Genomic DNA, 20,862 nt, shown 5'->3' with positions numbered 1-20,862 from the left:
CGGGGGTCCAGGGGCGTACGACCCCGTCGGGGTCAGGCATCAGCGCTAAGCGGTCAGGCCGGTGGAACGGTCAGGCCGGTGGAACGGTCAGGCCGGTCAGGCGTCTTCCCACTTGAACAGCTTCCAGGCGATGCCGGTCAGCACCGCCGCGAAGAGCAGCAGGCCGCCCATGGTGGGCAGGGCGTCCATGACGCCGCCGCCGCGGGTCAGCACCGACTGGGCGGCGCTCACCAGGTAGTGCAGCGGCATGACCTTGGAGATGGTCTGCAGCCAGCCCGGGGCGCCGTCCAGCGGGAAGAACGAGCCGGACAGGAAGGACATCGGCAGCACGATGACCTGCGAGATGCCGTTGGCGGCCTCCTCGGTCTTGGCGACCGAGCCGGCCAGCAGGCCGATCGACATGAAGGCGAGCGTCGCGCACACCACCAGCGGGATGATCAGCCACCAGTCGCCGGTGAGCTTGAGTCCGAAGAAGCTCGTGGCGACGACCAGGAAGACGGTGCTCTGCAGGAGCGCGGTCAGCAGCGAGACCACGACCCGGGAGCTGACCACCGTGCCCGCGCTGATCGGGGCCAGCCGCAGCCGCCGCAGCACCTTGGTCTTGCGCCAGTTGACCAGCGTCAGCGCGGCGCCGAACACCGCGCCGGTGGCGATGGCCCAGCCGAGCAGGCCGGGGGTGAGGAACTGGATCGGCTTGAGCGACTTGTCCTCGACCTGCTGGGCGTCCAGCACGTAGGCCGGGGGCTGTCCGGTGGCGGCCTGGTTGGCGCTCTGGACCACCGAGTTGAGGATGCCCTGGAGCGCGCCGGCGCGGACCGTGTCGGCGGCGCTGTAGCGCAGCTCGACCTTGCCGTCCGGGCCCTGCGTGATCATCGCGTCGAAGTCGCCCTTGCGGACCTTCTCCAGCGTGGCCGACTCGTCGTCGGTCCTGGTGATCGTGAGGACATCGTTCAGGCCGCTGCGCGCGTCGCCCTGGATCGAGTCGAACAGCTTCACCGCGCCGACCTGCGCCACCTTGGCGTGCGGGCTGCCGGAGCCCTTGGTCACGGTGCCGAAGAAGACCAGGAACACCAGCGGGAAGAGCAGGATGAAGAACGTCGCGGTGCGGTCGCGCTTCATGCCGAGCAGCATCGCGCGGGACAGGCTCCAGAACGCGCTGACCCGCTCCCGCCCGTCGGCGGCGCCGGCCGAACCGCCCCGCTGGGCGGGCACCTTCGGCTCGGTGGAGGTAGAGGCGGTCATGCGCGGAACTCCCGTCCGGTCAGCTGGAGGAAGACGTCCTCCAGGGTGGCGCCGCGCACCTCGAGGCCGCGTAGCGCGCTCTGCTCGGCCAGGACGCTGAGCACCGGGGCCGGAACGCGGGTGGAGACGGAGAGCGAGACGGTGTCGTCCTCCAGGTTGGCGATGTCGGCGCCGGCCGCGGTGAGCAGCTCGCGGGCCCGGTCGAGCGGCAGCTGGCCGGAGGCCACGCTGATCCGGACGGTGTCGTCGATCTCGCGGATCAGCGCCGCCGGGGCGCCGGTGTGCAGGATCTTCCCGTGGTCCATGATCGAGACCCGGTCGCAGAGCACCTCGGCCTCGTCCAGGTAGTGCGTGGTGAGCACGACCGTGCGGCCCTCGGCGTTGATGTCGCGCAGGAGGTCCCAGAGGTTGCGCCGGGCCTGCGGGTCCAGACCGGTGGTGGGCTCGTCCAGGAAGACGAGCTCCGGGTCGTGGGCCAGCGCGCAGGCGATCGACAGGCGCTGGGCCTGGCCGCCGGACATCTGGTCGGTCAGGGTCTCGGCCTTGTCGGCCAGACCGACCCGCTCCAGCATCGCATCGGCCCGCTTGGGACCGACCCCGTAGAACGACGCGAAGGTGCGGATGGTCTCCCGGGCCGTCAGTTTCCGGAAGAAAGCGGAGGCCTGGAACTGCACGCCGATTCGCGGCAGCAGTTTCGGATTTCGCGGCCAGGGAGCCATCCCCAGCAGCTCGACCCGGCCCTCGTCCGGTTTCCGGACGCCTTCCAGGATCTCCATGGTGGTGGTCTTCCCGGCGCCGTTGGGGCCCAGGATCCCGTAGAACTCGCCGGCCTCGACGGTGAGGGACACCCCGTCGACGGCCTGTACATCCCCGTACCGCTGACGGATGCCGTCGGCGGATATAGCTGCAGTCATGTGCCCTGAGCCTAGGGCTTCGGCGTGTCCCTGTGCACACCCGGGACGGTGAATTTGTGGGTTCCTTGAGGATTCGGGAACAAAACCGGGCCGGGCGGATGTTGAATTCCGCCCGGCCCGGACGGAGTTGTCGGTGACGCTTCCTCAGGAAATCGTTCCGGACAGTTTTCGGAGCTGTGATCTTCCGTCAGGCGCGGTGCACCGTGATGGTCGTCCAGGCGCCGACGTGGATCCGGTCGCCGTCGTTCAGCGGCACCGCGGTGTGCGGGGCGACCGCCTCCGCGCCGCCGTTCACGGTGGTGCCGTTGGTCGAGTCCTGGTCCACCAGCACCCAGCTGCCGTCCGCCTGTTCGGCGAGCAGCGCGTGCTGGTGCGAGGCGCCCGGGTCCTCCGGCGGGACGGACAGGTCGATCTCCGGCACGGTGCCCCGGTGCTGGCTGCGCCGGCCGATCCGCAGCTGGCCGCGGCCGGTCAGCGGGATCCGGCGCTCGGGGCAGTACGGCGGGAAGAACAGGCCGGCCGCCTCGGGGCCGCTGCGGGCCATCATGTCGGTGAAGTAGTCCCGGTCGGCCGAGACCACGGCGATCCAGGTGGTCCGCACCGGCTCGGCCGGGGCGGCCTCCTGCTGGGGGTGCTGCGGCTGCGGCGGGGCGAGGTGGAAGGAGGTGCCGAAGTCGCCGCCGCGGTTGTTCGGGCCGGGACCGGCCGGCTGGGCGTACACCGGGCCGGAGTCCTCGCGCACCGGGGCCTCGGGGAACGCGGACTCGGGGTACGCGGCCTCCGCCGGCGGGTAGCCGTAGGTGTGCGGCTGCGCCGGGGCCTGCGGCTGCTGCGGGACGGGCGGGGCGACGGCCTGCCGGCCGGCCGCCGGCTGCTGGTGCGGCGCCTGGCCGTACTGCTGCTGCTCGTGCTGCTGGTGCTCGTGCGGAGCCTGGCCGTGGCCGTACTGCTGGTGCTCGTGCGGAGCCTGGCCGTACGGGGACTGCGGCTGCTGCGGGGCCCCGCCGTACGCCGCCGGGATGTTCAGCGGCCGCGACTGGGCCGGGCCGGGCGCGGGTGCGCCGGTGGCCGGGGCCTGGCGGCGCGAGGGCGTGGAGAGCTCGTAGTCGTAGCCGCACTCCTCGCAGAACCGGCCGGTCTGCGGGCTGCGGCAGATCGGGCAGACGACCAGGCCCTCGGTGAGGCCCTGCGGCGCCGCGGGCGGCTGCGGGAAGGCCCCCGGCGGCATCGGGGGAGGGGGCGGTGGCGCGCCGAAGGACGCACCGCCGTGCTCCGGGTACCCGGCGGGTGCGCCGGGCGCGGGGGCGGGGGTGGCGGCTCCGGGCGCGCCCGGGTAGCCCCCGTGGGCGCCGTGAGCGCCGGGGTTCGGGGCCGGCGGGGTCATCGGGAAGCCGCAGAAGTCGCACCAGTCCTCGGCCTGCGACTCGTGGCCCCTCGGGCAGATCGGCATCAGGTCCCCCTCGTTTCGGGCCGGCTCGGTGCGGCGTCGCGCCGGGGTGCCGGCCCGGCCACGTCTTCAGCGGTCACTTCTTCACACGTACCGTCTTGGTCGACCGGGTCTCAAGGGTCATCGAGTCGGCCTCGCTCACGTTCTTACGGAACCGAACCGTACCCTCCTTCGGGTCCACTACGTCCACTACCTTCTGCAGCAGCTTGTAGGTGCCCTCGTTCCCGGTCGCGTGCGCGATCCGGACGGCGGCGCCCAGCTTGGCGGTGGCGGTGTCGACGTCCCCGGCGCGGTGGGCCTCCAGGCCCGCCTGGATGGAGGAGGCGAGCTCGGCCTGCCCGGTGTAGTGGGCGACCTGCGGGCTGATCCGGGTGGAGGAGGCCAGGTCGTCGGTCCACACGGCCTTGACCAGGCCCTGGCTGAGCACCTCGGGGGCGCCGCCGCCGACCTGCGGGGGAAGGACCAGGCTGATCCGGGCGGCGAGCATCTCGTTGCCGACCGCGGCGGCCGGGACCTCGACGCAGACGTGGTAGTCGCGGCTCTCGTCGCCCCAGGAGCCGGTGGGGTAGTCGCCGGCCCGGGGCCCGGCCTCGGCGCGGCGGGCGGTCAGGTCCTCGACCGCGGGGGCGACCTGCTTGACGAACTTCACCGTGGCGTTGGCCGGGGTCCAGATCCGCAGCGCGACGTCGGCGACCTGCTTGCCCATCGCGCCGGCCATCATCGAGCGGAAGTCCTCGGCCAGGCCGGAGGGTTCGGCGACGATGTCGACGGTGCCGAGCAGTGCGGAGGAGATCGTGCGCAGCTCGTCGATCCGCCAGTCGGTGCCCACGCCCCGGCAGTCGGCGGTGAAGTGGCCGGTGACCCGCTCGATGTTGCGGGCCAGGTCCTCCGCCGACTCGTGCTCGTTGTTGCCGTCGGTGAGCAGGATGGTGTGCCGGATGGCGATCTCGCGGCGGGTGAGGAAGAGCTTGTCGGCCTTGGCGAGCCAGGTGCCCATCGCGGTGCCGCCGGCCGCGGTGAGGCGGCGCAGCGATTGCTTGGCCTGCTCGCGGGTGGCGGCGGAGGCGGTGGCGAGGGTGCCGTCGCCGGGGTAGATGTCGCGGGCCTCGTGGGTGCCGGCGACCACGGCGAAGGCGGTGCCGTCGCGCAGTGCGTCGATGGCGGCGGCGGTGGCGTCCCGGGCGCCGTTGATCTTGGTCTTGGGGTAGTCCATCGATCCCGAGCAGTCCACCAGGATCACCACGGCCGCGGCGGCCTCGGCCCCCGCCGGTCCCGCGTCGGTGATCCCGAGCGGGCGGCCGCCCGAGGTGCCGCCGCCGGTCGCGGTGACGGTGACGATGGCGTTGACCTCGCGGGCGCCGTCGGCCAGGTACTCGTTCTGGAAGATCTCCACGTCGAACCTGGGCAGGTTCGGCTTAGCCAGTGTTGCCATGGGGCGGTCGGCTCCCGTCGGGTGAGGGGGTGGATGCGATCAGGACGGTGGGGCGGTCCGCCGGCCCCGGTCGGCTGGGCGCTCGGGAGCGGCGGACCGTGGCGCCGGGGCGTCCGGCGGACGGCCGGTCAGGCCGTCGGCGGGTGCGGCGGCTGCGGCGGGACGGGCGGTGCGGCGGGCGGTGTGGCGGGCGGTGCCGGAGGAGCCGGTGCCGGGGGAACAACCGGGGGAACGGCCGGGGGGACCGCCGGCGGTGCGGGCGGGACCGGCGGTGTCGGCGGCAGCGGGGCGGCGGGGGAGCCGATCACCGGGATGTCCGGCAGGGTCGGCTCGTAGTCCTCGTAGTCCTCGCCGCCCCCGGGAGCCGCCTGAGCGGCCGGCCGCGCGGCCAGCACGGACGGGGTCAGCACGGGCAGGTCGAACGCCGTGGGGGTCTGCTCGGCCTCCTCGACGGGCACGACCGGCGGGTCGATCGGCAGCACCGCGACGGTGATGTTGTCGTGGCCGCCGGCGGCGACCGCGAACTTCACCAGGGTCTGCGCCGTCGCGAGCGGCTCGGTGCGGGCGTCCGGCCGGACGTAGTACGCCAGGTCGGTGGCCGCCTCGGCGTAGTTCCACAGGCCGTCGGTGCAGATCAGCACCACCCCGGGGACGTGCGGGGTGAAGTCGAGGGTGTGCGGGACGACCTCCTCGGCGTCGGCGCCGAGCCAGCCGGTGATCGCGTGCGCGCGCGGGTCGGCGTACGCCTCGGCCTCGTTCATCAGCCCGGCCTCGACCATCCGGGCCGCCCAGGAGTCGTCCTGGGTGAGCCGGAAGGGTTCGGCGGCGGCGCGGTCGTCCGGGATCCAGTACGCCCGGGTGTCGCCGACCCAGCCGATGGTGACCCGGCCGCCCGCGGCTATCGCGCTGACGTAGGTGCAGGCGGGCGCGTTGAGGTCGGGCCGCACGGGTCCGGAGCCGTCGGTCGCCAGGTCGGCGACGGCCTTGGCGGCGTCGGCGATGGCCGCGCGCATCGCCCCGGTCGGCTCCTGGCCGGCCTCCAGCGAGGTCAGCAGGGACTCGGAGGCGGCGTCGACGGCGGTCGCCGAGGCCTCGTCCGGGCGGTCGGAGGAGGAGACGCCGTCGCACACCACGGCGACCACGACCGGCTCACCGCCGGGCAGCGAGCTCGCGGCGATGGTGAAGCTGTCCTCGTTGCGGTGGTGGCGCACGCCGCGGTCGCTGACCCCGGCAACGCCCGCGAGCGCCTTTTCCATGTGGTCGCGCGGCCGCGGCTGGGCGCCGCCGCAGCCCTCGCAGTAGCCGTCCGCGGTGACCTGCGGCTGCCCGCAGTGCACGCAGACCGGCCCGCGCTGCTGCGGTACGGCCTCACCCCGGGCGGCGGCCCAGCCCGCGGGCATCGCGCCCTGGGCGGGCCGGCCGTCCCGACCGGCCCCGCAGGAGCCGCAGTAGGCGTCCTCCGGGTCCATCGGCTCGGAACAGCTCGGGCACTCGGTCTGCTGCGGCATCGGCTACACCCACGTCCTGGGACGGGCACGGTTGGCCCGTTCCACCATCTCGATCCTGATCTCGGCCCGGTCGGCCAACCGGGCGAGTACCCGGTATGACTGTTCCAGGGCGAAGCGCAGTTCCCGCTCCTGTGCGGGACGTCCCAGTACCGCCAGGTCGGCGGCCTGCCGGGACCCGGCCGACCCGGCGCCGACCCAGCCGAGGGCCGCGCCGAGCACCTCGACGGAGAGCTCCTCGCGGCGCCGGTCGTCCAGCCGCAGCGCGGTCAGCTGCGCCGAGCTCGCGTCGAGGTCGGCGGCCAGCTCGTCGGTGGCGGGCCGCTCGCGCAGCCGGGCCCGGACGGTGGCGATCCGGGCGGCGGTGTACTGGCTGGAGGTGGCCGGGACGGACTCCAGGACGCGGACCGCGCCGGCCCGGTCGTCCTCGGCCAGCCGGACCCGGGCCAGCCCGAAGGCGGCGCTCAGGTAGGCCTGGTCGGTGGCCCATACCAGCCGGTAGAACTCGGCCGCGTCACCGCCGTTGCCGAGCAGTTCGGCGCAGATGGCGAGGGCGAGCTTGGGCGCGGCCTCGCCGGGGAAGGCGTCGTACACGGCGTCGAAGGCCTCGGCCGCTGCCCGCAGGGCTGTCATTCGCCCGCTCGCCTCCGCGGTGACTCGGGGCGCGTGCTCGCCCTCAGGGCGCTCGCCGTTGCCCTCGGGGAGTTCTTCGGAGGCTCCGACCAGGGCGGTGAGGCCGCGGTACCAGACCACCCGCCAGTCGTCGGGGTGGTCCTGCTCCAGCGCGTCGAGGCGGCTCAGGGCGTCGCGGTGGCGGCCGAGTTCGAGCAGGGCGCGCAGTTCGCGCAGCCGGCTCTCCACCGAGACGGCGGGGGTCCCGGCCAGGGCGACGAGGGCCTCCTCGGGGTCGGGGGAGAGCAGGGTGGCGAGGAAGCCGGCGTTGGGGTCGCTCGGGTCCACCCGGGGGATGGGCAGGGCGAGGGCGGCGGCGGCCGGGTCCAGGGCGGCCACCCGGAGCTGCCCGGCCTGCTCGGTGGGCAGCACCAACTCGGTGTCCACGACGCGCAGTTCGGGGCCGAAGAGGGTGGAGAGCGCGGGGTAGGGCCGGTCGTTCTGAAGGGCCAGGATCTCGCGCAGCACGCCGGTGAGCTGGTCGGCCATCTCCTCGGCGGAGGAGAAGCGGCGGGCCGGGTCCGGGTCGGTGGCGCGGACCAGCAGGCGGTAGTACGACTCGTAGCGGGCGAAGGCCTCGACGTCCTCCGGGCCGGGCAGCGAGTCGCGGTAGGTGGTGCTGTAGCCCTGGAAGTCGAAGGTGAGCACGGCGAGGGTGCGGGCCACGGTGTACAGGTCGGAGGCGGGGGAGGGGCCGTCGGTGGCGATCTCCGGGGCCTGGTAGCCGATGGTGCCGTAGATCGGGCCGTCGTCGTCGAGGCGGCGGACGGCGCCCATGTCGATGATCTTGAGCGTGTCGCCGCTCTGGATCGCGTTGTCGATCTTGAAGTCGCAGTACACCAGGCCCCGGCCGTGCAGGTAGCCCAGGGCCGGCAGCGCCTCCAGCGCGTACGCGATCGCCTGCTCGACCGGCAGCGGCTCGCGCCGGCCGTCCGGGGTGCGGCGGTCGTTGGCGATGTCCTTGAGCGACTTGCCGCCGACGTACTCCATGACGATGTAGCCGTCGGTGGAGCCGGTGCGCAGGTCCGGGTGCTCGGCGAAGTTGATGATCCGGACGATGTTCGGGTGGTCGACCTCGGCCAGGAAACGCCGCTCGGCGACGGCCACGGCCAGCGCGTCCTCGTCCCCGGTGTCCAGCAGGCCCTTCAGCACCACCCACTTGTCGTTGACCCGCCGGTCCACCGCCAGGTAGATCCAGCCGAGCCCGCCGTGCGCCAGGCAGCCCACCACCTCGTACTGCCCGCCGACCAGGTCCCCCCGGCGCAGCTTGGGCGTGAACGAGTACGGCGTGCCGCACTTGGTGCAGAAGCCCTCCGGGCGGCCGGGGTTGCCGTTCTTCTCCCGGCCCACCGGGGCCTCGCACTTGGAGCAGAACCGCTTGCGCTCGGGCACCTCCGGGTTGGCCAGCACCGCCTGCGCCGGGTCGGCCGTCTCCACGGTCGGCACGGTGACCAGGCCGGCGCCCAGCCGGTTGCGGGTGCCCGCGCTGGCGCTGGCCCGGGAGGAGCGCACCGAGACCGAGCGGGCGGAGCCGGTGCGGGTCGAGCGGTGCGAGCGGGAGCGGCCGGACATCGAGCGGGCGGAGCCGGTGCGGGCCGACATCGAGCGCACCGAGCCGCTGCGCCCCGAGTCCGGGGAGACCCGGGCGGAGGGGACGTAGGGCTGGGTGACGCCGGTGTCGGCGCCGGGCGGGGTGAGACCGCACTCGTCGCAGTAGCCGTCCGCGTCGATGGTGCCGGAGCAGTCACGCGGGCAGGCCGACCCGGGGCCGGCGGCACCGTCCCCGGCGCGGGCTCCCGCCGCGGTCGCCGCAGCTGCCGTCGGTGCCTTCGGTGCCGCGGTGGTCCCGCCCGCCGGGGCCAGCCCGCACTCGTCGCAGTAGCCGTCGGCGTCGATCCTGCCGCTGCCGGAGCACTCCGGCCGTACGCACGTCCCGCCCATCAACCTCAGCCCCCCTGGACCTGTCCGTCGACCGGCGCCTCGCCGGTCGCCTCCTGAACCTGCGCGGCCTCGGCCTGGGCCGGCCGCAGCGACTGCTGGAACCTGGCCACCGCGGCGGCCGCCGCCCGCAGGTCGCACGGCGCGCTCCACAGCAGCCAGCGCGCCTTCTCGTACCGCTCGATCACTTCCGGGTCCTCGGAGACCCGCAGCCGGGCCGACATCGCCTTGTAGGCGTCCAGCCGGCCGCGCAGTTCGGCCCGGACGGCCAGCGGCTGGGTCACCTCGGTGAGCGCCTGCCGGGCCCGCGCCAGCTCCTTGGCGGCGGCGTCCTCCAGCGTGTCCAGCAGCGGCGCCAGCCGGCCCCACTGTCCGGCCTGCCGCAGGTCCAGCGCCGCGACGATCCGCTCGCGCAGCGCCGAGGCCGGGCCGGGCACCGCCGGGACGTCGCTGGCCGCTATCTTCGCCAGCACCTCGCCGCGCGCCCGGCGGGCCTCGGCCAGCGTGGCGTCGGCCCGCTGGAGCAGGTCGCCGACGCCCTGCAGCCGCTCCTCGGCCTCGTCGCGCAGCCGCAGCAGGTCCTCCAGCTCCAGCCGGACGCCGTCCAGCGCCCGCCCGGCCCGGTCGAACCGCTCGGTGTCCACCACCCCGGCGGGTCCGGCGAAGGCCGAACCCTCCGGGACCGTGCCGCGCTGGGCGGGCACCCGGGCCGGGCGCCACAGCGCCAGCGGGTCCCCGTGCACCTCGGTGCGCAGCTCGGTGAGGTCCTTCTCGATCGCGGCTATGTCGTCGGCCAGCGGGTGGCCGCCGGTCCGTACGCCGAGCGAGCCGGCCAGCGTCCGCACCCGGTGGAGCTCGGCCAGCAGCAGGTCGATCCGGGCCGGCAGTGCCGACCAGACCGCGTCGGCGGCGCTGACCACCTCCAGCACGGAGGCGTACCAGGAGTTCATCCGGGCCATCAGCGCGTCCAGGCTGATCCGCTCGACCAGCTTGGCGGGCGCGCCGAGCAGCTGCGGCCCGTCCGGCACCGCGCCGCCCGGGACGGTCACCGCGTCGCCGGTCAACAGCTCGCTCAGCTCGGCGAGTTCGGGTGCGCCGGGCTTGGCCTTGCGGGCCCGCACGGCGCGTGCCGAGGCCAGCGCCTCGGAGTAGCGGTCGAACAGCGCCCAGAGCAGCGGCAGACCCTTCCCGGCGACCGACCAGCGCTCCAGGGTGCGCCCGGCCAGCTCGGCGCCGTCCAGCAGCCGCAGGCCCGGGTGGTCCTGCAGGGCGAGCAGCGCCGACTCGACCGCGTCCCGCTCCGCGCCGAGGCGCGCGAGCGCGCGGTCCACCTCCTCCCGGCTCAGTACCGGGCCAGCCGATGCCGCCACCGCGGTGTCCTTCCTTCCTCGCGTGCGATCCCGAGGCGCCTGACGCGCATGACGTGCGATCCCACGACAACCCCCCGTGTCCACCACCGGTCTCCCCGCGGTGATCGTCCCGAACCCTAGCCGGTGGCCGTTGAGGCGGAACGGGCGCGGGGCGTCAAGACCGCGTCAACGCCCCGGGCCCGGATGCCCTGTCGGTGCCTCAGTGCGTGCCCGGCCAGTAGTGGTCGGCGTCGTTGAGCATGTACGGCTTGAGCCAGTGCTCGTACGAACGGGCCCAGTCGCCGCGCGCGTAGTAGTCGGCCAGCACCTGGTTGACCCGGGCGGTCAGGTCGGGGCTCTCCTTCAGCATGGCGACGCCGACCACCTCCGGCTGCACCTCGCCGTCCACGATCCGCACGGTCTGGTCCTGGGCGGCCTGACCAGCCGCCAGGCCGTTGTCGGTCATGACGGCGTCCGCCTTGCCGAGTTGCAGCAGCACCAGGCAGTCCAGCTGGTTGCCCACGGTGACGACCTGTCCGATGGTCTTGTTGTCCTTGAGTACGGTCTGGGCGGTGGAGCCGTCGGCGACGCAGACCGTCCGGCCCTTGACCGCGTCGTCGATGTCCTTCGCCGGGGACGCCTTCGGCACCAGGACGCGCTGGGTGATGTTGAAGTACGGCTTGGAGAAGGCGACGTCCTTCATCCGCTGGCAGTTGATCGTCATGGTGCGGACGATCAGGTCGACCCGGCCCTTCTGGATGGCGTCGATCCGGTCGGCGGTCGCCACCGGCTTGAGCACCACCTTGTCCGGGTCGCCGATGACGGCGGTGCCGATCGCCCGGGCGAGATCGATGTCGAAGCCCTCGATCTGGCCGGTGTTCGGGTTGCGGGCGCCCCAGCGGTAGCTGTTCTGGTCGACGCCGATCACCAGACTGCGCCTGGCCTTGATGGCCTTCACGGCCGGGCCGTCCTCGGTGCTCGGCGGCACGCTCTTGTAGACGTCGCAGTCGGCCTGGTCCTGCTGCGCCTGCTGTCCCTGTTGCCGTTGTTGCGCGGCCTGCGGCGCGGTGGCACCCGGCCCGGCCGGTGCGGCGCCGACCGGGCCGCCGCCGGCGAGCACGACGGCGCCGGCCGCCAGCAGCGCCAGGGCGGCGACCGGCCTGGTCCGTACGGTTCTCTTGCGCATCTGTCCGTTTCCTCCCTACCGGTTACCGGTACTCGGCCAGTCGTCGGCCCAGGCCCCGCAGCGCGGCGGCCGCGGCCAGCAGGCCGAGCAGCGCGGCCGCGCCGGCGGCGGCCCGCAGGTCCCCGCCGGTGCCCTCGGCGGACTGCTCGAACCGGTCCTGCTCGATGTCGGCGGCCCGGGCGAGCGCCCGGTCGGTGGCGTTGAAGAAGGCGTCAGCGGTGTGCGTGTCGGCGGTGGCCGTCACGGTCGCGTCCAGGGCGCCCTGGTAGTCGGCGTCGTCGACCTCCAGCTTCCGGGCCTCGTCGTGCCGGTCGCGCCACTGGTCGAACTGGGTCACCGCCTCCCGGACGCTCGGCTCGGCGGCCGAGGGCGCGAGCCGGACGGCCTCCGCGAGCGAGCCGGTGCGCCGCTCCAGCGCCGCGTCCCGGGACGCGGCCCCCTCCAGGTGCTCGGTGGTCTTCGTCCACTGGTCGGCGTACTTGGTGGTCGAGCCGCGGGCGACGAGGTGCAGGTTCTCCGCCAGCCGGTCGGTCAGCACGTCGACCCGGGCGGAGTTGAGCGCCCGCAGCGGCGTCGCGCCCTCGGTGTCGCTGCGCTTCAGCGCCGAACTGGTGGTCAGCCCGGTGACGGTGAGCCAGAGCGCGCCGGCCAGCACGGCGGCGGTGGCACCCAGCAGGCCGATGTTGAACACCCGGTTGGTGCGGCGGAACAGCGTCAGCTGCACCCAGACCAGCGCCGCCAGGGTGACCACCGCCAGGCCGTACGCCCCCCACGGCACCGACTTGGCCGCGGCGTAGTCGTTCGCCAGCTCCTGGTTCTCGGCGGCGGCCAGTTCGGCGGCGGCCGGCAGCAGGACGGTCTGCATCTGCTCGGAGGCGTACCGCAGGTAGGCGCCGCCGAGCGGGATGCCCTGCCGGTTGTCGGCCCGGGCGGTTTCCACCAGACCGGCGTACGTCGGAAGTTGCTGGTTCAGCCGGGCGAGTGAGTCCTGCGCGGGGGAGGTCGCGGTGGTCCGGGCGGCGGCCTGCGCGACCAGCTTGGCGGCCGTGGCGAGGTCCTGCTCGTAGCGGGCCCGGACGTCCTTCGGCTCGGCCCCGGCCAGCAGGAAGCCGCTCGCCGCGGTGGTCGCGGCGTCCGCCAGGTTGCGGTGGATCTCGGCGGCGTCCCGACTGAGCGGCTGGCTGTACGAGACCACCCGGTCCGCGGCCTGCGCCCTGGTCTCCAACTGCCAGGCGGTGAGCCCGCCGAACGCCACGGTGAGCACCGCGAGCACCACCCCGGCCAGCCGCAGCCGGCCGGGCGCCGTCCGGGTGGCCTGCGCGAGCCGGGCGCGGACGCCGGTGGCGACGACCGCCCGGGGGCGCCGGGCGGGCGCCCCGCCGGGTCTGGGCGCCGGGGCCCTGCCGGGCCGCACGGCGACCGGCGTTCCCGGCACGGCCGGGGCTCCCGGCGGACCGTCCGGCCGTGCCGGGATCGCGGCGCCCGGAGCGCCGTTGCCTACTGGTGTCGCCACCCGCCTCATCCTCCCCTGGAGCCGGGCCCGTTCCCCGGGGCCGGCCGATGGCAGCAGTATGGCCGTGACTCTCCCCGGCCACACCTGACTTGCGCCGATCTTGAGCATGTCGTGCACGGTTTCCGCACGCCGTCGCACCGCGGCGGCCGAGGCCCGTACGGAGAGGTGGCGAACCGTCCGACGCGGCCCGCACCCTCCGCGGTTCCCCCGACCGGGCGGAGCGCAGGGGTCCGTTCGTGGGCGCGCGCTCCCGGGTACGGCACCCCCTCGCTCCGTACGATGGGTCCATGCGCCTGCTTGGAACGATCTCGCCCGACCGCCCGCTGCTCGTCGTCGCCGTCCGCGAGGAGGCCGCCCACCTGGACGACCGACTGCCCGTGCTGCTCACCGGGATCGGGAAGGTCAACGCCGCCGCCGCGCTGGCCACCGTCCTCGCCCAGGGCGAGAAGCCCTCCGAGGTGATCAACCTGGGCACGGCCGGCGCGCTGCGCCCCGGCTGGGAGGGCACCCACCACGTGGTCCAGGTGATCCAGCACGACCTCGACACCCCCGCGCTGCAGGCGCTCACCGGGCGTCAGTACGGCGCCCCGCTGGTGATCGGCAAGGGCGACGGGCCGGTGCTGGCCACCGGCGACCTGTTCGTCTCCGACATCGCCGCCCGCGACCGGCTCGCCGAGCACGCCGACCTGGTCGACATGGAGGGCTACGCCGTCGCCACCGTCGCCCACCGGGCCGGGGTGCCGGTGCGGCTGGTCAAGCACGTCAGCGACGAGGCGGGGGGCGGCGCCGCGCACACCTGGCGGGAGTCGGTCGACGACTGCGCCCGGCACCTCGCCGTCTGGGTCGCCGCCCAGGGATGGTGACCGAGCGTCAAAGCCCTGGCTAGAGTGGCGCGGTGACCGAGAGCACCGCGCGCAAGCGCTCCGACAACCGCCCGCCCGGCGTCAACACCGACGAGCCGACCACCCTGCAGGCCTTCCTCGGATACCTGCGCGAGGCGGTGATCGGCAAGCTCGCCGGGGTCTCCGACGAGGACGCCCGGCGCCCCGGCGTCGCCTCCGGCACCAGCCTGCTGTGGCTGGTGCGGCACCTGACGGCCGTCGAACTCAACTGGTTCGAGTGGGCCTACCAGGGGCTGGGGGAGCAGCCGCTGGAGTCCGACGAGATCCCGCTGGACGGCGCCACGGTGGCCGGCGAGATCGCCGCGTACCGGGACGCCATCGCCCGGGCCGACGCGGTGGCGGCGGCCGCCCCGGACCTCGACCGCCCGGGCGTGCGCTCGCTGCGGCCGAACGCCGAGGCGCCGTCGATGCGCTGGGTGCTGGTCCACATGATCGAGGAGACCGGGCGGCACGCCGGGCACGCCGACATCATCCGCGAGCAGCTGGACGGCGCGGTCGGGCGCTGACGGGCGGCGCCGGTGGCTGCCGGCGGTGGTCGGCGCCGGCGGGACGTCGCTGAGGCTGTCGGGGTGGGAGGGCGCTCGCCTGCCCTCCCACCCCTTCGTGTCTCAGACGCTCCGGAAGTCCGAGAGGTCCAGCCCGGCCAGCCGATCGGGGTCGGTGAGCACGTCGATCGCCACGATCGCGCCGTCCACCACGGTGAACGCCATGATCGACAGCGCCCGGCCGTTGTCGCCGATGACCACGGCGCCCGCGGTGCCGTTGACCAGCGCCGGGCGGGCGAACGGCGACAGCGTGCCCCACAGGGTGGCCTGGCCGGCCACCGTCGCGGCGCCCGAGAGCACCACCGTGTGCCGGGCCATGACCGCCCCGCCGTCCGAGCGCAGCACCACGTCCGGGTCGAGCACGGCGAGCAGCGCGTCCAGGTCGCCGTGGCGGGCGGCGGCGAAGAAGGCGTCCACGGCCAGCCGCTGCCGGCCCAGGTCCGGGTCCGGCGCGGGCGCTTGCCCCTGCACCTTGCGGCGGGCCCGGCCGGCCAGCTGCCGGGTCGCGGCCGCCGTCTTCTCGATCAGCGGGGCGATCTCCTCGAACGGCACGGCGAACAGGTCGTGCAGCACGAAGGCGACCCGCTCGGCCGGCGACAGCGACTCCATCACCACCATCAGCGCCAGCCCGACCGAATCCGCGAGCATCACCTCCTGCTCGGGATCCACCACGCCCTCGCGCCGCAGCAGCGGGTCCGGGATGCGCGTCGGGCCCGGCTCGCTGCCCGGCCCGACGGGCTCCAGCGGCTCCTCCCGGCGCAGGGCGCGGGCCCGCAGCAGGTTCAGGCAGACCCGCGAGACCACCGTGGTCAGCCAGCCGCCCAGGTTCTCCACCCCGGCGGTGTCGGTGCGGTCGTACCGCAGCCAGGTGTCCTGGACGGCGTCCTCGGCCTCGCTGATCGAGCCGAGCATCCGGTAGGCGACGGCCTTCAGATGCGGGCGCTGCTCCTCGAAGAGCGCGGCTCGGGCGCTGCGGGCATCCGGAGAAGAATTCTCGTCCACAGTGTCACATTCCTTCGTCGCCGTGGGTCAGAGCAGCAGAAGCCACCCAACAACGGCTGCGGCGGAGAGATCAACTCCCCGCCAGGGACGAATCGGAGACGACCGTGGATCTCGTGACGAACAACCCCGTGCTGGTCACCGGCGGCACCGGCACCCTCGGCAAGCAGGTCGTACCGCTGCTGCGCGCGGCCGGGCGGTCGGTCCGCGTCCTCAGCCGGCAGGACCGCGCCGCAGCCGACGGCGTGACCTACGTGCGCGGCGACCTGCTCGGCGATCCGGCCGAGGCCGCCGCCCGGCTGGACGAGGCACTGGCCGGCGTGCACACCGTGCTGCACCTCGCGGGCGGCCCGAAGGGCGACGACACCGCCACCCGGCTGCTCGTCGCCGCTGCCCGGCGGGCCGGCGTGCGGCACCTGGTGTACATCTCGGTGATCGGCGCCGACCGGATCCCGCTCGGCTACTTCCGGGCCAAGCACGCCGCCGAGGAGGCGGTGGCCGGCTCGGGCCTGCCGTACACGATCCTGCGGGCCGCGCAGTTCCACGACCTGGCGTTCACCGTGGTCGCGAAGATGGCGAAGCTGCCGCTCGTCCCGGCGCCCGGCGGGATCCGCTGGCAGCCCGTGGACGTGCGCGAGGTCGCCGCCCGGATGGTCGAACTGGCGCTGGACGAGCCGGCCGGGACGGTGCCGGACCTGGCCGGCCCCACCGTCTACGAGATGGGCGAGCTGACCCGGCGGTACCTGGAGGCGCAGGGCCGCAGCCGCCGCCAGCTGCCCGTACGGGTGCCGGGCAAGGTCGGGCGCGCGTACCGGGCCGGGGACAACCTGACCCTGACCGGGGCGGAGCACGGGCGGCGGACCTGGGAGGAGTTCCTGGCGGAGCGGCTGGCGGCGTGAGCCCCGGCGGGGTGGTTCCCGGCCGGGTGAGCCCTGTCAGCGGTGCGCCGTAGGGTGGCCGCCATGTCCCTCCTCGACGCGATCCGCGCCAACGACGACGCCGCCGACTACCTGACCTGCACAGGCGAGTTCGACCCCTCCCGGAGCTACGAGCACGTCGAGGAGGTGGTGCTCGCCTCCGGCGCGGCCCTGGAGGCGGTGGCCAAGGACGGCGCGGGCGGCACCTACTTCCTCTGCGGCGACGGCGGCGAGGAACGGCCGGTCCTGTACGCCGACTCCGAGGGCGGCGCCGCCCTGCTGGCCGTCGGGGTACCGGAGCTGGTCCGGCTGCTGCTGGCCGTGCCGTGGTGGCGGGACTGCCGGCGGCTCACGGCGGAGGAGTGCGCGGAGGCCGCCGAGGACTACCTGGAGGAGGAGCCCGGGCACTACGCCGACCGGGACGCGGCCGCCGCCGCGCTCGGGCTCGAAGTCCCCTCCGAGGCCGAGGCGTTGGCGCGGCTGCGAGAGGTCGCGTTCGGCCTCGGGCCGGAGTTCGTGCTGCTCAACGCCGTGGAGGGCAACGCGTACGAGCCGCTGCTCAGGCCGTAGCGTTCAGGCATCGGCGTTCAGGCCTGAGCTTTCAGGCCTGAGCTTTCAGGTCTGAGTCTTCAGGTCTGAGCTTTCAGGCCCGAGCGTTCGGACCCTGGCTGCTCAGGCCTTGGCCGCCTGGAGCACCGTGTCCGTCGTCACCACCTTGGCGAACCGCATCGCGTGCAGCACCGTGGCCGTGGCGCGGGCGAGTTCGGCGGCGGGGAGGGTGGTGCCGTCGGGGCCGGTCATGTCGAAGCCGTGCATGGCGTCGGTCGGGAAGATCGCGTCGTAGCCGAGGTTGCCGGCCATCCGGGCGGTAGTCTCGTTGCACACGTTGGTGATGATCCCGGTGACGACCAGCTGACGGGCACCGCGCTCCTGGAGCCAGGCGTGCAGGTCGGGGGTGCCGTAGAACGCGCTGTTGACGGTCTTGACAATGTGCAACGCCGGGGTGACCTCGGCGACGAAGTCCTTCAGCTCGTACCCCGGCGCGCCCTCGGCCAGCGGCCCCGCCTTGGAGGCGTGCTGCACGGTGACGATCGGGCGGCCGGTGGCCTGCCAGGCGGCGATCAGCTCGGCGATCCGCTGCTCGGCCTGCGGGTTGTCGCGGGGGCCCCAGAAGTCGTGGTCCTCGAAGCCTTTCTGGACGTCGATCACGATGAGGACGGCGTCGGAGTCGAGGGTGAGCGGGGCGTCGAAGGCGTCGGTGTTCGTCATGGGTCCATCGTGCTCGTCCGGGTGCCGGGGCCGTGATGGGCAGAGACGCCACCCATCGATAGATTCCTGCCAGTAGATTTCTGCCATGCGAACCGTGGGTTGCCTGATCTTCGACGGTGTCCGGGCCTTCGACTACGCGGTGATCGGCGAGGTGTGGGCCAACCGGACCTCCCGACCCGGGCTGCCCGCCTTCGACCTGCGGGTCTGCGGCCCGGACGGCGCCCGGGTACGGCTGGGCGGCGGGCTGGAACGCGTCCCCGACCACGGGCTGGCCGCGCTCGCCGACTGCGACCTGGTCGTGGTGCCGGGCGTCGACGACCCGAGCGCCGCCCTCGACCCCGCCGTCCTCAACGCCCTGCGGGCCGTCGCCGCCGCCGGGATCCCCATCGCCTCGCTCTGCGCGGGCGCCTTCGTCCTCGCCGAAGCCGGCCTGCTCGACGGCCGCGAAGCCACCACCCACTGGGCCCTCGCCCCCGAACTCGCCCGCCGCTTCCCGGCGGTGACGGTCCGCCCCGAGGTGCTCTTCACCGGCGGCGAGGGCCTGTGGACCTCGGCCGGCGTCGCCGCCGGCATCGACCTCTGCCTCCACCTCGTCCGCACCGCCCACGGCCAGCAGGCCGCCGCCACCATCGCCCGTGCCATGGTCACCGCCCCCTTCCGGGCCGGCGGCCAGGCCCAGTTCATCCCCACCCCGGTCCCGGCCCCCACCGCCGACGACCCGCTCTCCCGCGTCCGCGCCGAGATCCTCGCCTCCCTCGACACCCCCTGGACCGTCCCCCGGATGGCCGCCGCCGCCCTGATGTCCGAACGCACCTTCGCCCGCCACTTCACCGCCACCACCGGCACCACCCCGACCCGCTGGCTCCTCGACCAGCGCATCCTCACCGCCCAACGCCTCCTGGAGGAGACCGACCTCCCCGTCGACACCGTCGCCACCCGCTGCGGCTTCACCTCGGCGGTCTCCCTGCGCCCGGTCTTCACGGCGCGGGTCGGCGTCGCGCCGCGCGAGTACCGCAGGGCGTTCCGGGGCCGGGAGGAGGGCCGGGAGGAGGGCTAGGAGGAGGGCTAGGACGTGGTCGTCGGAGGCGGCGAGGGCGAGTCGGACGGAGGAACCAGGCAGGGCCGGTGCGGGTGGGGGAGGTGGGGTGGCAGCCCTCAGCGCCGCCACCCCTCTTGGCTTCTCGGCAGCGGGGTGGTGGTTCGTTGAGCCAAACCCCACGGTGGGGTGAAGTCCGGTGGGGGTCTTCGGGGGGTTTGGCAGGGGTTGTGCGACGCTCTTCGAGCACGGCGCCGTTCCCGGCGTTCGGAGCCGGTTCCTGGAGTTCCCGCCGCTCCTAGAGTGCGGCGAGCTGCTCGACCAGGTCGTCGAGGCCGAGCGAGCCTTGGGTGAGGGCCTTCATGTGCCAGGTCTTGAGGTCGAAGGCGGCGCCCTGGCGGTGGCGGGCGGCTTCGCGTCCCTGGAGCCAGGCGCGTTCGCCGATCTTGTAGCCGATGGCCTGGCCGGGCCAGCCGAGGTAGCGGACGATCTCGCTGTCGCGCATGTCGGCGGGGCTGCCGTTGTACGTGGCCATGAATTCGGTGGCGAGTTCCGGAGTCCAGCGTTCGCCGGGGTGGAAGCCCGCGTCGGTGGGGATGGCGAGGCCGAGGTGCATGCCGATGTCGATGATCACCCGGATGGTGCGCAGCATCTGTTCGTCGAGGAAGCCGAGGCGGTGGGCCGGGTCGTCGAGGAAGCCCAGTTCGTCCATGAGGCGTTCGGCGTACAGGGCCCAGCCTTCGACGTTGGCGCTGACCATGCCCAGCGTGGTCTGGTAGCGGCTGAGTCGGTCGGCGACGGCGACCCACTGGGCGAGTTGCAGGTGGTGGCCGGGAACGCCCTCGTGGTACCAGATGCTGACGAGCTGCCAGGTCGGGAACGTGTCCCGGCCGAGGGTGGGCAGGTAGGTGCGGCCGGGGCGGCTGAAGTCCAGGCTGGGCCCGGAGTAGTAGGGCGCGGCGGCGCTGCCTGCCGGTGCGATCCGGGACTCGACCCGGCGCAGTGGTCCGGAGATGTCGAAGTGGGTGCCGTCGAGGGCAGTGATCGCCCGGTCCATGGTCTGCTGCAGCCAGTCGCGGATCGCTTCCTCGCCCTGGACCGCGTGGCCGTGCCGTTCCAGGTGCCGCATCGCCGCGAGGGCGCCCGCGCCGGGCAGGACGCGTTCGGCGGCGGTGTGCATGTCGGCGGCGGTGCGGTGGAATTCGCTCCAGGCCCAGGCGTATGCCTCGTCGAGGTCGATGTCGGCGCCGGTGTGGTAGCGCACGGCGAGCCGGTAGCGTTCCCGGCCGACGGCGTCCGGGGTGTCGGTGGTGGCCGGCGCGTAGGTGTCGCGCAGCCAGTCGCGGAACTCGGCGACGGCGGCGGTGGCCCGGAGGGCGGCGGCGTCCAGTTCGCCGCGCAGCTGCTCGGGGCCGGGGGTGACGAAGTCGGCGAACCATCCCGCGTTTCCGGTGCCTTCGCCGGTCCAGGCGGTGAGCTGGTCGATGACGGTGGCGGCCTGGCGGGGCGCGGCGAGCAGGCGCCGGTTCATCCCTTCGGTGAGGGTGGCCCGGTAGCCGTCGAGTGCGGCGGGCAGGTTGCGCATCCGGCCGGCCACGGTGGCCCAGTCGTCGTCGGTGGCGGTCGGCATGTAGGTGAAGATCTTCCGCACCTGGTGGACGTGCGCGGAGATGTTGCGCAGCTGGCGGAGGTTCTCGCCGGCGTCGTGGACGGCCAGTTCGGCGGTGAGGCGTTCGCGGAGGAGTCGGGCGCAGCTCTGGTCGGCGGGGTCGGCTGCGGTGGGGATGCCTGCAGCGGTGGGCGCGGCGTCGAGGTCGGCGAGGGTGCGTCGGGCGAGGTCGGCGAGCGCCTCGAATCCTTCGGGGGAGAGGTCCGGCTGCCGGTCGTCGCCGGGGTGCAGGCCCAAGGAGGCGGCGTCCAGCGGGCTTTGTGCGGCCACTTGGTCGAGGTAACGGTCGGCAATGGTGCGAGCGGTGATCGTTTCATTTGACATGGC

General features: G+C 74.0%; 17 protein-coding genes. 5 read left to right on the top strand and 12 right to left on the bottom strand.

The annotated features are described in order from the left end of the window. Positions 1-96 precede the first annotated feature (96 nt). From ACIBEC_RS25695 to ACIBEC_RS25655, 9 genes are all read right to left on the bottom strand, one after another. On the bottom strand, positions 97-1,242 hold the full coding sequence (locus ACIBEC_RS25695) for an ABC transporter permease (protein ID WP_360503510.1): 1,146 nt from the start codon (positions 1,240-1,242) through the stop codon (positions 97-99). After that, complete coding sequence (locus ACIBEC_RS25690; protein WP_360503507.1) at positions 1,239-2,156, bottom strand: ABC transporter ATP-binding protein; 918 nt, start codon at positions 2,154-2,156, stop codon at positions 1,239-1,241. The genes ACIBEC_RS25695 and ACIBEC_RS25690 overlap by 4 nt, the downstream gene beginning before the upstream one ends. Before the next feature lie 187 nt (positions 2,157-2,343). Further along, positions 2,344-3,606 (bottom strand): FHA domain-containing protein, encoded by a 1,263-nt coding sequence (locus ACIBEC_RS25685; RefSeq protein ID WP_360503504.1) that lies wholly within the window; start codon positions 3,604-3,606, stop codon positions 2,344-2,346. A 73-nt stretch (positions 3,607-3,679) separates the two neighbouring features. Further along, positions 3,680-5,035, bottom strand: a complete 1,356-nt coding sequence (locus ACIBEC_RS25680) for a VWA domain-containing protein (protein WP_360503501.1) — start codon at positions 5,033-5,035, stop codon at positions 3,680-3,682. Between the two features lie 128 nt (positions 5,036-5,163). Continuing rightward, the gene (locus ACIBEC_RS25675; protein ID WP_360503498.1) at positions 5,164-6,543 is read right to left on the bottom strand and encodes a PP2C family serine/threonine-protein phosphatase; all 1,380 of its coding nucleotides are present in this window, start codon (positions 6,541-6,543) and stop codon (positions 5,164-5,166) included. 3 nt (positions 6,544-6,546) lie between these two features. Continuing rightward, complete coding sequence (locus ACIBEC_RS25670; RefSeq protein ID WP_360503495.1) at positions 6,547-9,153, bottom strand: tetratricopeptide repeat protein; 2,607 nt, start codon at positions 9,151-9,153, stop codon at positions 6,547-6,549. A gap of 5 nt (positions 9,154-9,158) precedes the next feature. Continuing rightward, on the bottom strand, positions 9,159-10,520 hold the full coding sequence (locus ACIBEC_RS25665; protein ID WP_360503493.1) for a hypothetical protein: 1,362 nt from the start codon (positions 10,518-10,520) through the stop codon (positions 9,159-9,161). A 199-nt stretch (positions 10,521-10,719) separates the two neighbouring features. After that, positions 10,720-11,685, bottom strand: coding sequence for a glutamate ABC transporter substrate-binding protein (locus ACIBEC_RS25660; protein WP_360503490.1), 966 nt, complete (start codon positions 11,683-11,685; stop codon positions 10,720-10,722). Between the two features lie 22 nt (positions 11,686-11,707). After that, positions 11,708-13,198: a hypothetical protein gene (locus ACIBEC_RS25655; RefSeq protein WP_360503488.1), complete on the bottom strand. Its 1,491-nt coding sequence runs from the start codon at positions 13,196-13,198 to the stop codon at positions 11,708-11,710. A 287-nt stretch (positions 13,199-13,485) separates the two neighbouring features. Here ACIBEC_RS25655 and ACIBEC_RS25650 point away from each other — a divergent pair, with 287 nt between their 5' ends. After that, a complete protein-coding gene (locus ACIBEC_RS25650) occupies positions 13,486-14,061 on the top strand; it encodes a nucleosidase (protein WP_360503485.1) in 576 nt (191 codons plus the stop codon). 32 nt (positions 14,062-14,093) lie between these two features. Then, positions 14,094-14,606, top strand: coding sequence for a DinB family protein (locus tag ACIBEC_RS25645; RefSeq protein WP_360503482.1), 513 nt, complete (start codon positions 14,094-14,096; stop codon positions 14,604-14,606). Positions 14,607-14,708: 102 nt separating this feature from the next. Here the strand turns inward: ACIBEC_RS25645 and ACIBEC_RS25640 are convergent, their stop codons facing one another. After that, entirely contained in the window at positions 14,709-15,647 is a 939-nt protein-coding gene (locus ACIBEC_RS25640) for a sigma-70 family RNA polymerase sigma factor (RefSeq protein ID WP_360503480.1), read from the bottom strand. Between the two features lie 113 nt (positions 15,648-15,760). On the opposite strand from ACIBEC_RS25640, the gene ACIBEC_RS25635 reads away from it, so the two are divergent. Both ACIBEC_RS25635 and ACIBEC_RS25630 read left to right on the top strand, forming a co-directional pair. Next, entirely contained in the window at positions 15,761-16,543 is a 783-nt protein-coding gene (locus ACIBEC_RS25635; RefSeq protein WP_360503478.1) for an NAD(P)H-binding protein, read from the top strand. 63 nt (positions 16,544-16,606) lie between these two features. After that, positions 16,607-17,131: a hypothetical protein gene (locus ACIBEC_RS25630; protein ID WP_360503475.1), complete on the top strand. Its 525-nt coding sequence runs from the start codon at positions 16,607-16,609 to the stop codon at positions 17,129-17,131. Positions 17,132-17,233: 102 nt separating this feature from the next. Here ACIBEC_RS25630 and ACIBEC_RS25625 read toward each other — a convergent pair whose 3' ends face one another. Next, entirely contained in the window at positions 17,234-17,830 is a 597-nt protein-coding gene (locus ACIBEC_RS25625) for a cysteine hydrolase family protein (protein WP_360503472.1), read from the bottom strand. 85 nt (positions 17,831-17,915) lie between these two features. Between ACIBEC_RS25625 and ACIBEC_RS25620 the strand changes: the two genes are divergently transcribed. Continuing rightward, positions 17,916-18,887 (top strand): helix-turn-helix domain-containing protein, encoded by a 972-nt coding sequence (locus ACIBEC_RS25620; RefSeq protein ID WP_360503469.1) that lies wholly within the window; start codon positions 17,916-17,918, stop codon positions 18,885-18,887. 277 nt (positions 18,888-19,164) lie between these two features. Here ACIBEC_RS25620 and ACIBEC_RS25615 read toward each other — a convergent pair whose 3' ends face one another. Next, entirely contained in the window at positions 19,165-20,859 is a 1,695-nt protein-coding gene (locus ACIBEC_RS25615) for a DUF885 domain-containing protein (protein WP_360503466.1), read from the bottom strand. Between the last annotated feature and the right edge of the window lie 3 nt (positions 20,860-20,862).

The sequence above is a fragment of the Kitasatospora sp. NPDC051164 genome (genome assembly GCF_044455625.1).
Classification (GTDB): domain Bacteria; phylum Actinomycetota; class Actinomycetes; order Streptomycetales; family Streptomycetaceae; genus Kitasatospora.
Note: the sequence above shows the minus strand (reverse complement) of the source record. Positions and strands in the feature narration are given on the sequence as shown.

What these genes read in the sequence shown, in the direction of transcription:
- ACIBEC_RS25660 (WP_360503490.1), bottom strand. Translation starts at nt 11,685, where the DNA reads ATGCGCAAGAGAACCGTACGGACCAGGCCGGTCGCCGCCCTGGCGCTG.
- ACIBEC_RS25695 (WP_360503510.1), bottom strand. Translation starts at nt 1,242, where the DNA reads ATGACCGCCTCTACCTCCACCGAGCCGAAGGTGCCCGCCCAGCGGGGC.
- ACIBEC_RS25670 (WP_360503495.1), bottom strand. Translation starts at nt 9,153, where the DNA reads ATGGGCGGGACGTGCGTACGGCCGGAGTGCTCCGGCAGCGGCAGGATC.
- ACIBEC_RS25680 (WP_360503501.1), bottom strand. Translation starts at nt 5,035, where the DNA reads ATGGCAACACTGGCTAAGCCGAACCTGCCCAGGTTCGACGTGGAGATC.
- ACIBEC_RS25630 (WP_360503475.1), top strand. Translation starts at nt 16,607, where the DNA reads ATGTCCCTCCTCGACGCGATCCGCGCCAACGACGACGCCGCCGACTAC.
- ACIBEC_RS25685 (WP_360503504.1), bottom strand. Translation starts at nt 3,606, where the DNA reads ATGCCGATCTGCCCGAGGGGCCACGAGTCGCAGGCCGAGGACTGGTGC.
- ACIBEC_RS25625 (WP_360503472.1), bottom strand. Translation starts at nt 17,830, where the DNA reads ATGACGAACACCGACGCCTTCGACGCCCCGCTCACCCTCGACTCCGAC.
- ACIBEC_RS25650 (WP_360503485.1), top strand. Translation starts at nt 13,486, where the DNA reads ATGCGCCTGCTTGGAACGATCTCGCCCGACCGCCCGCTGCTCGTCGTC.
- ACIBEC_RS25620 (WP_360503469.1), top strand. Translation starts at nt 17,916, where the DNA reads ATGCGAACCGTGGGTTGCCTGATCTTCGACGGTGTCCGGGCCTTCGAC.
- ACIBEC_RS25690 (WP_360503507.1), bottom strand. Translation starts at nt 2,156, where the DNA reads ATGACTGCAGCTATATCCGCCGACGGCATCCGTCAGCGGTACGGGGAT.
- ACIBEC_RS25615 (WP_360503466.1), bottom strand. Translation starts at nt 20,859, where the DNA reads ATGTCAAATGAAACGATCACCGCTCGCACCATTGCCGACCGTTACCTC.
- ACIBEC_RS25675 (WP_360503498.1), bottom strand. Translation starts at nt 6,543, where the DNA reads ATGCCGCAGCAGACCGAGTGCCCGAGCTGTTCCGAGCCGATGGACCCG.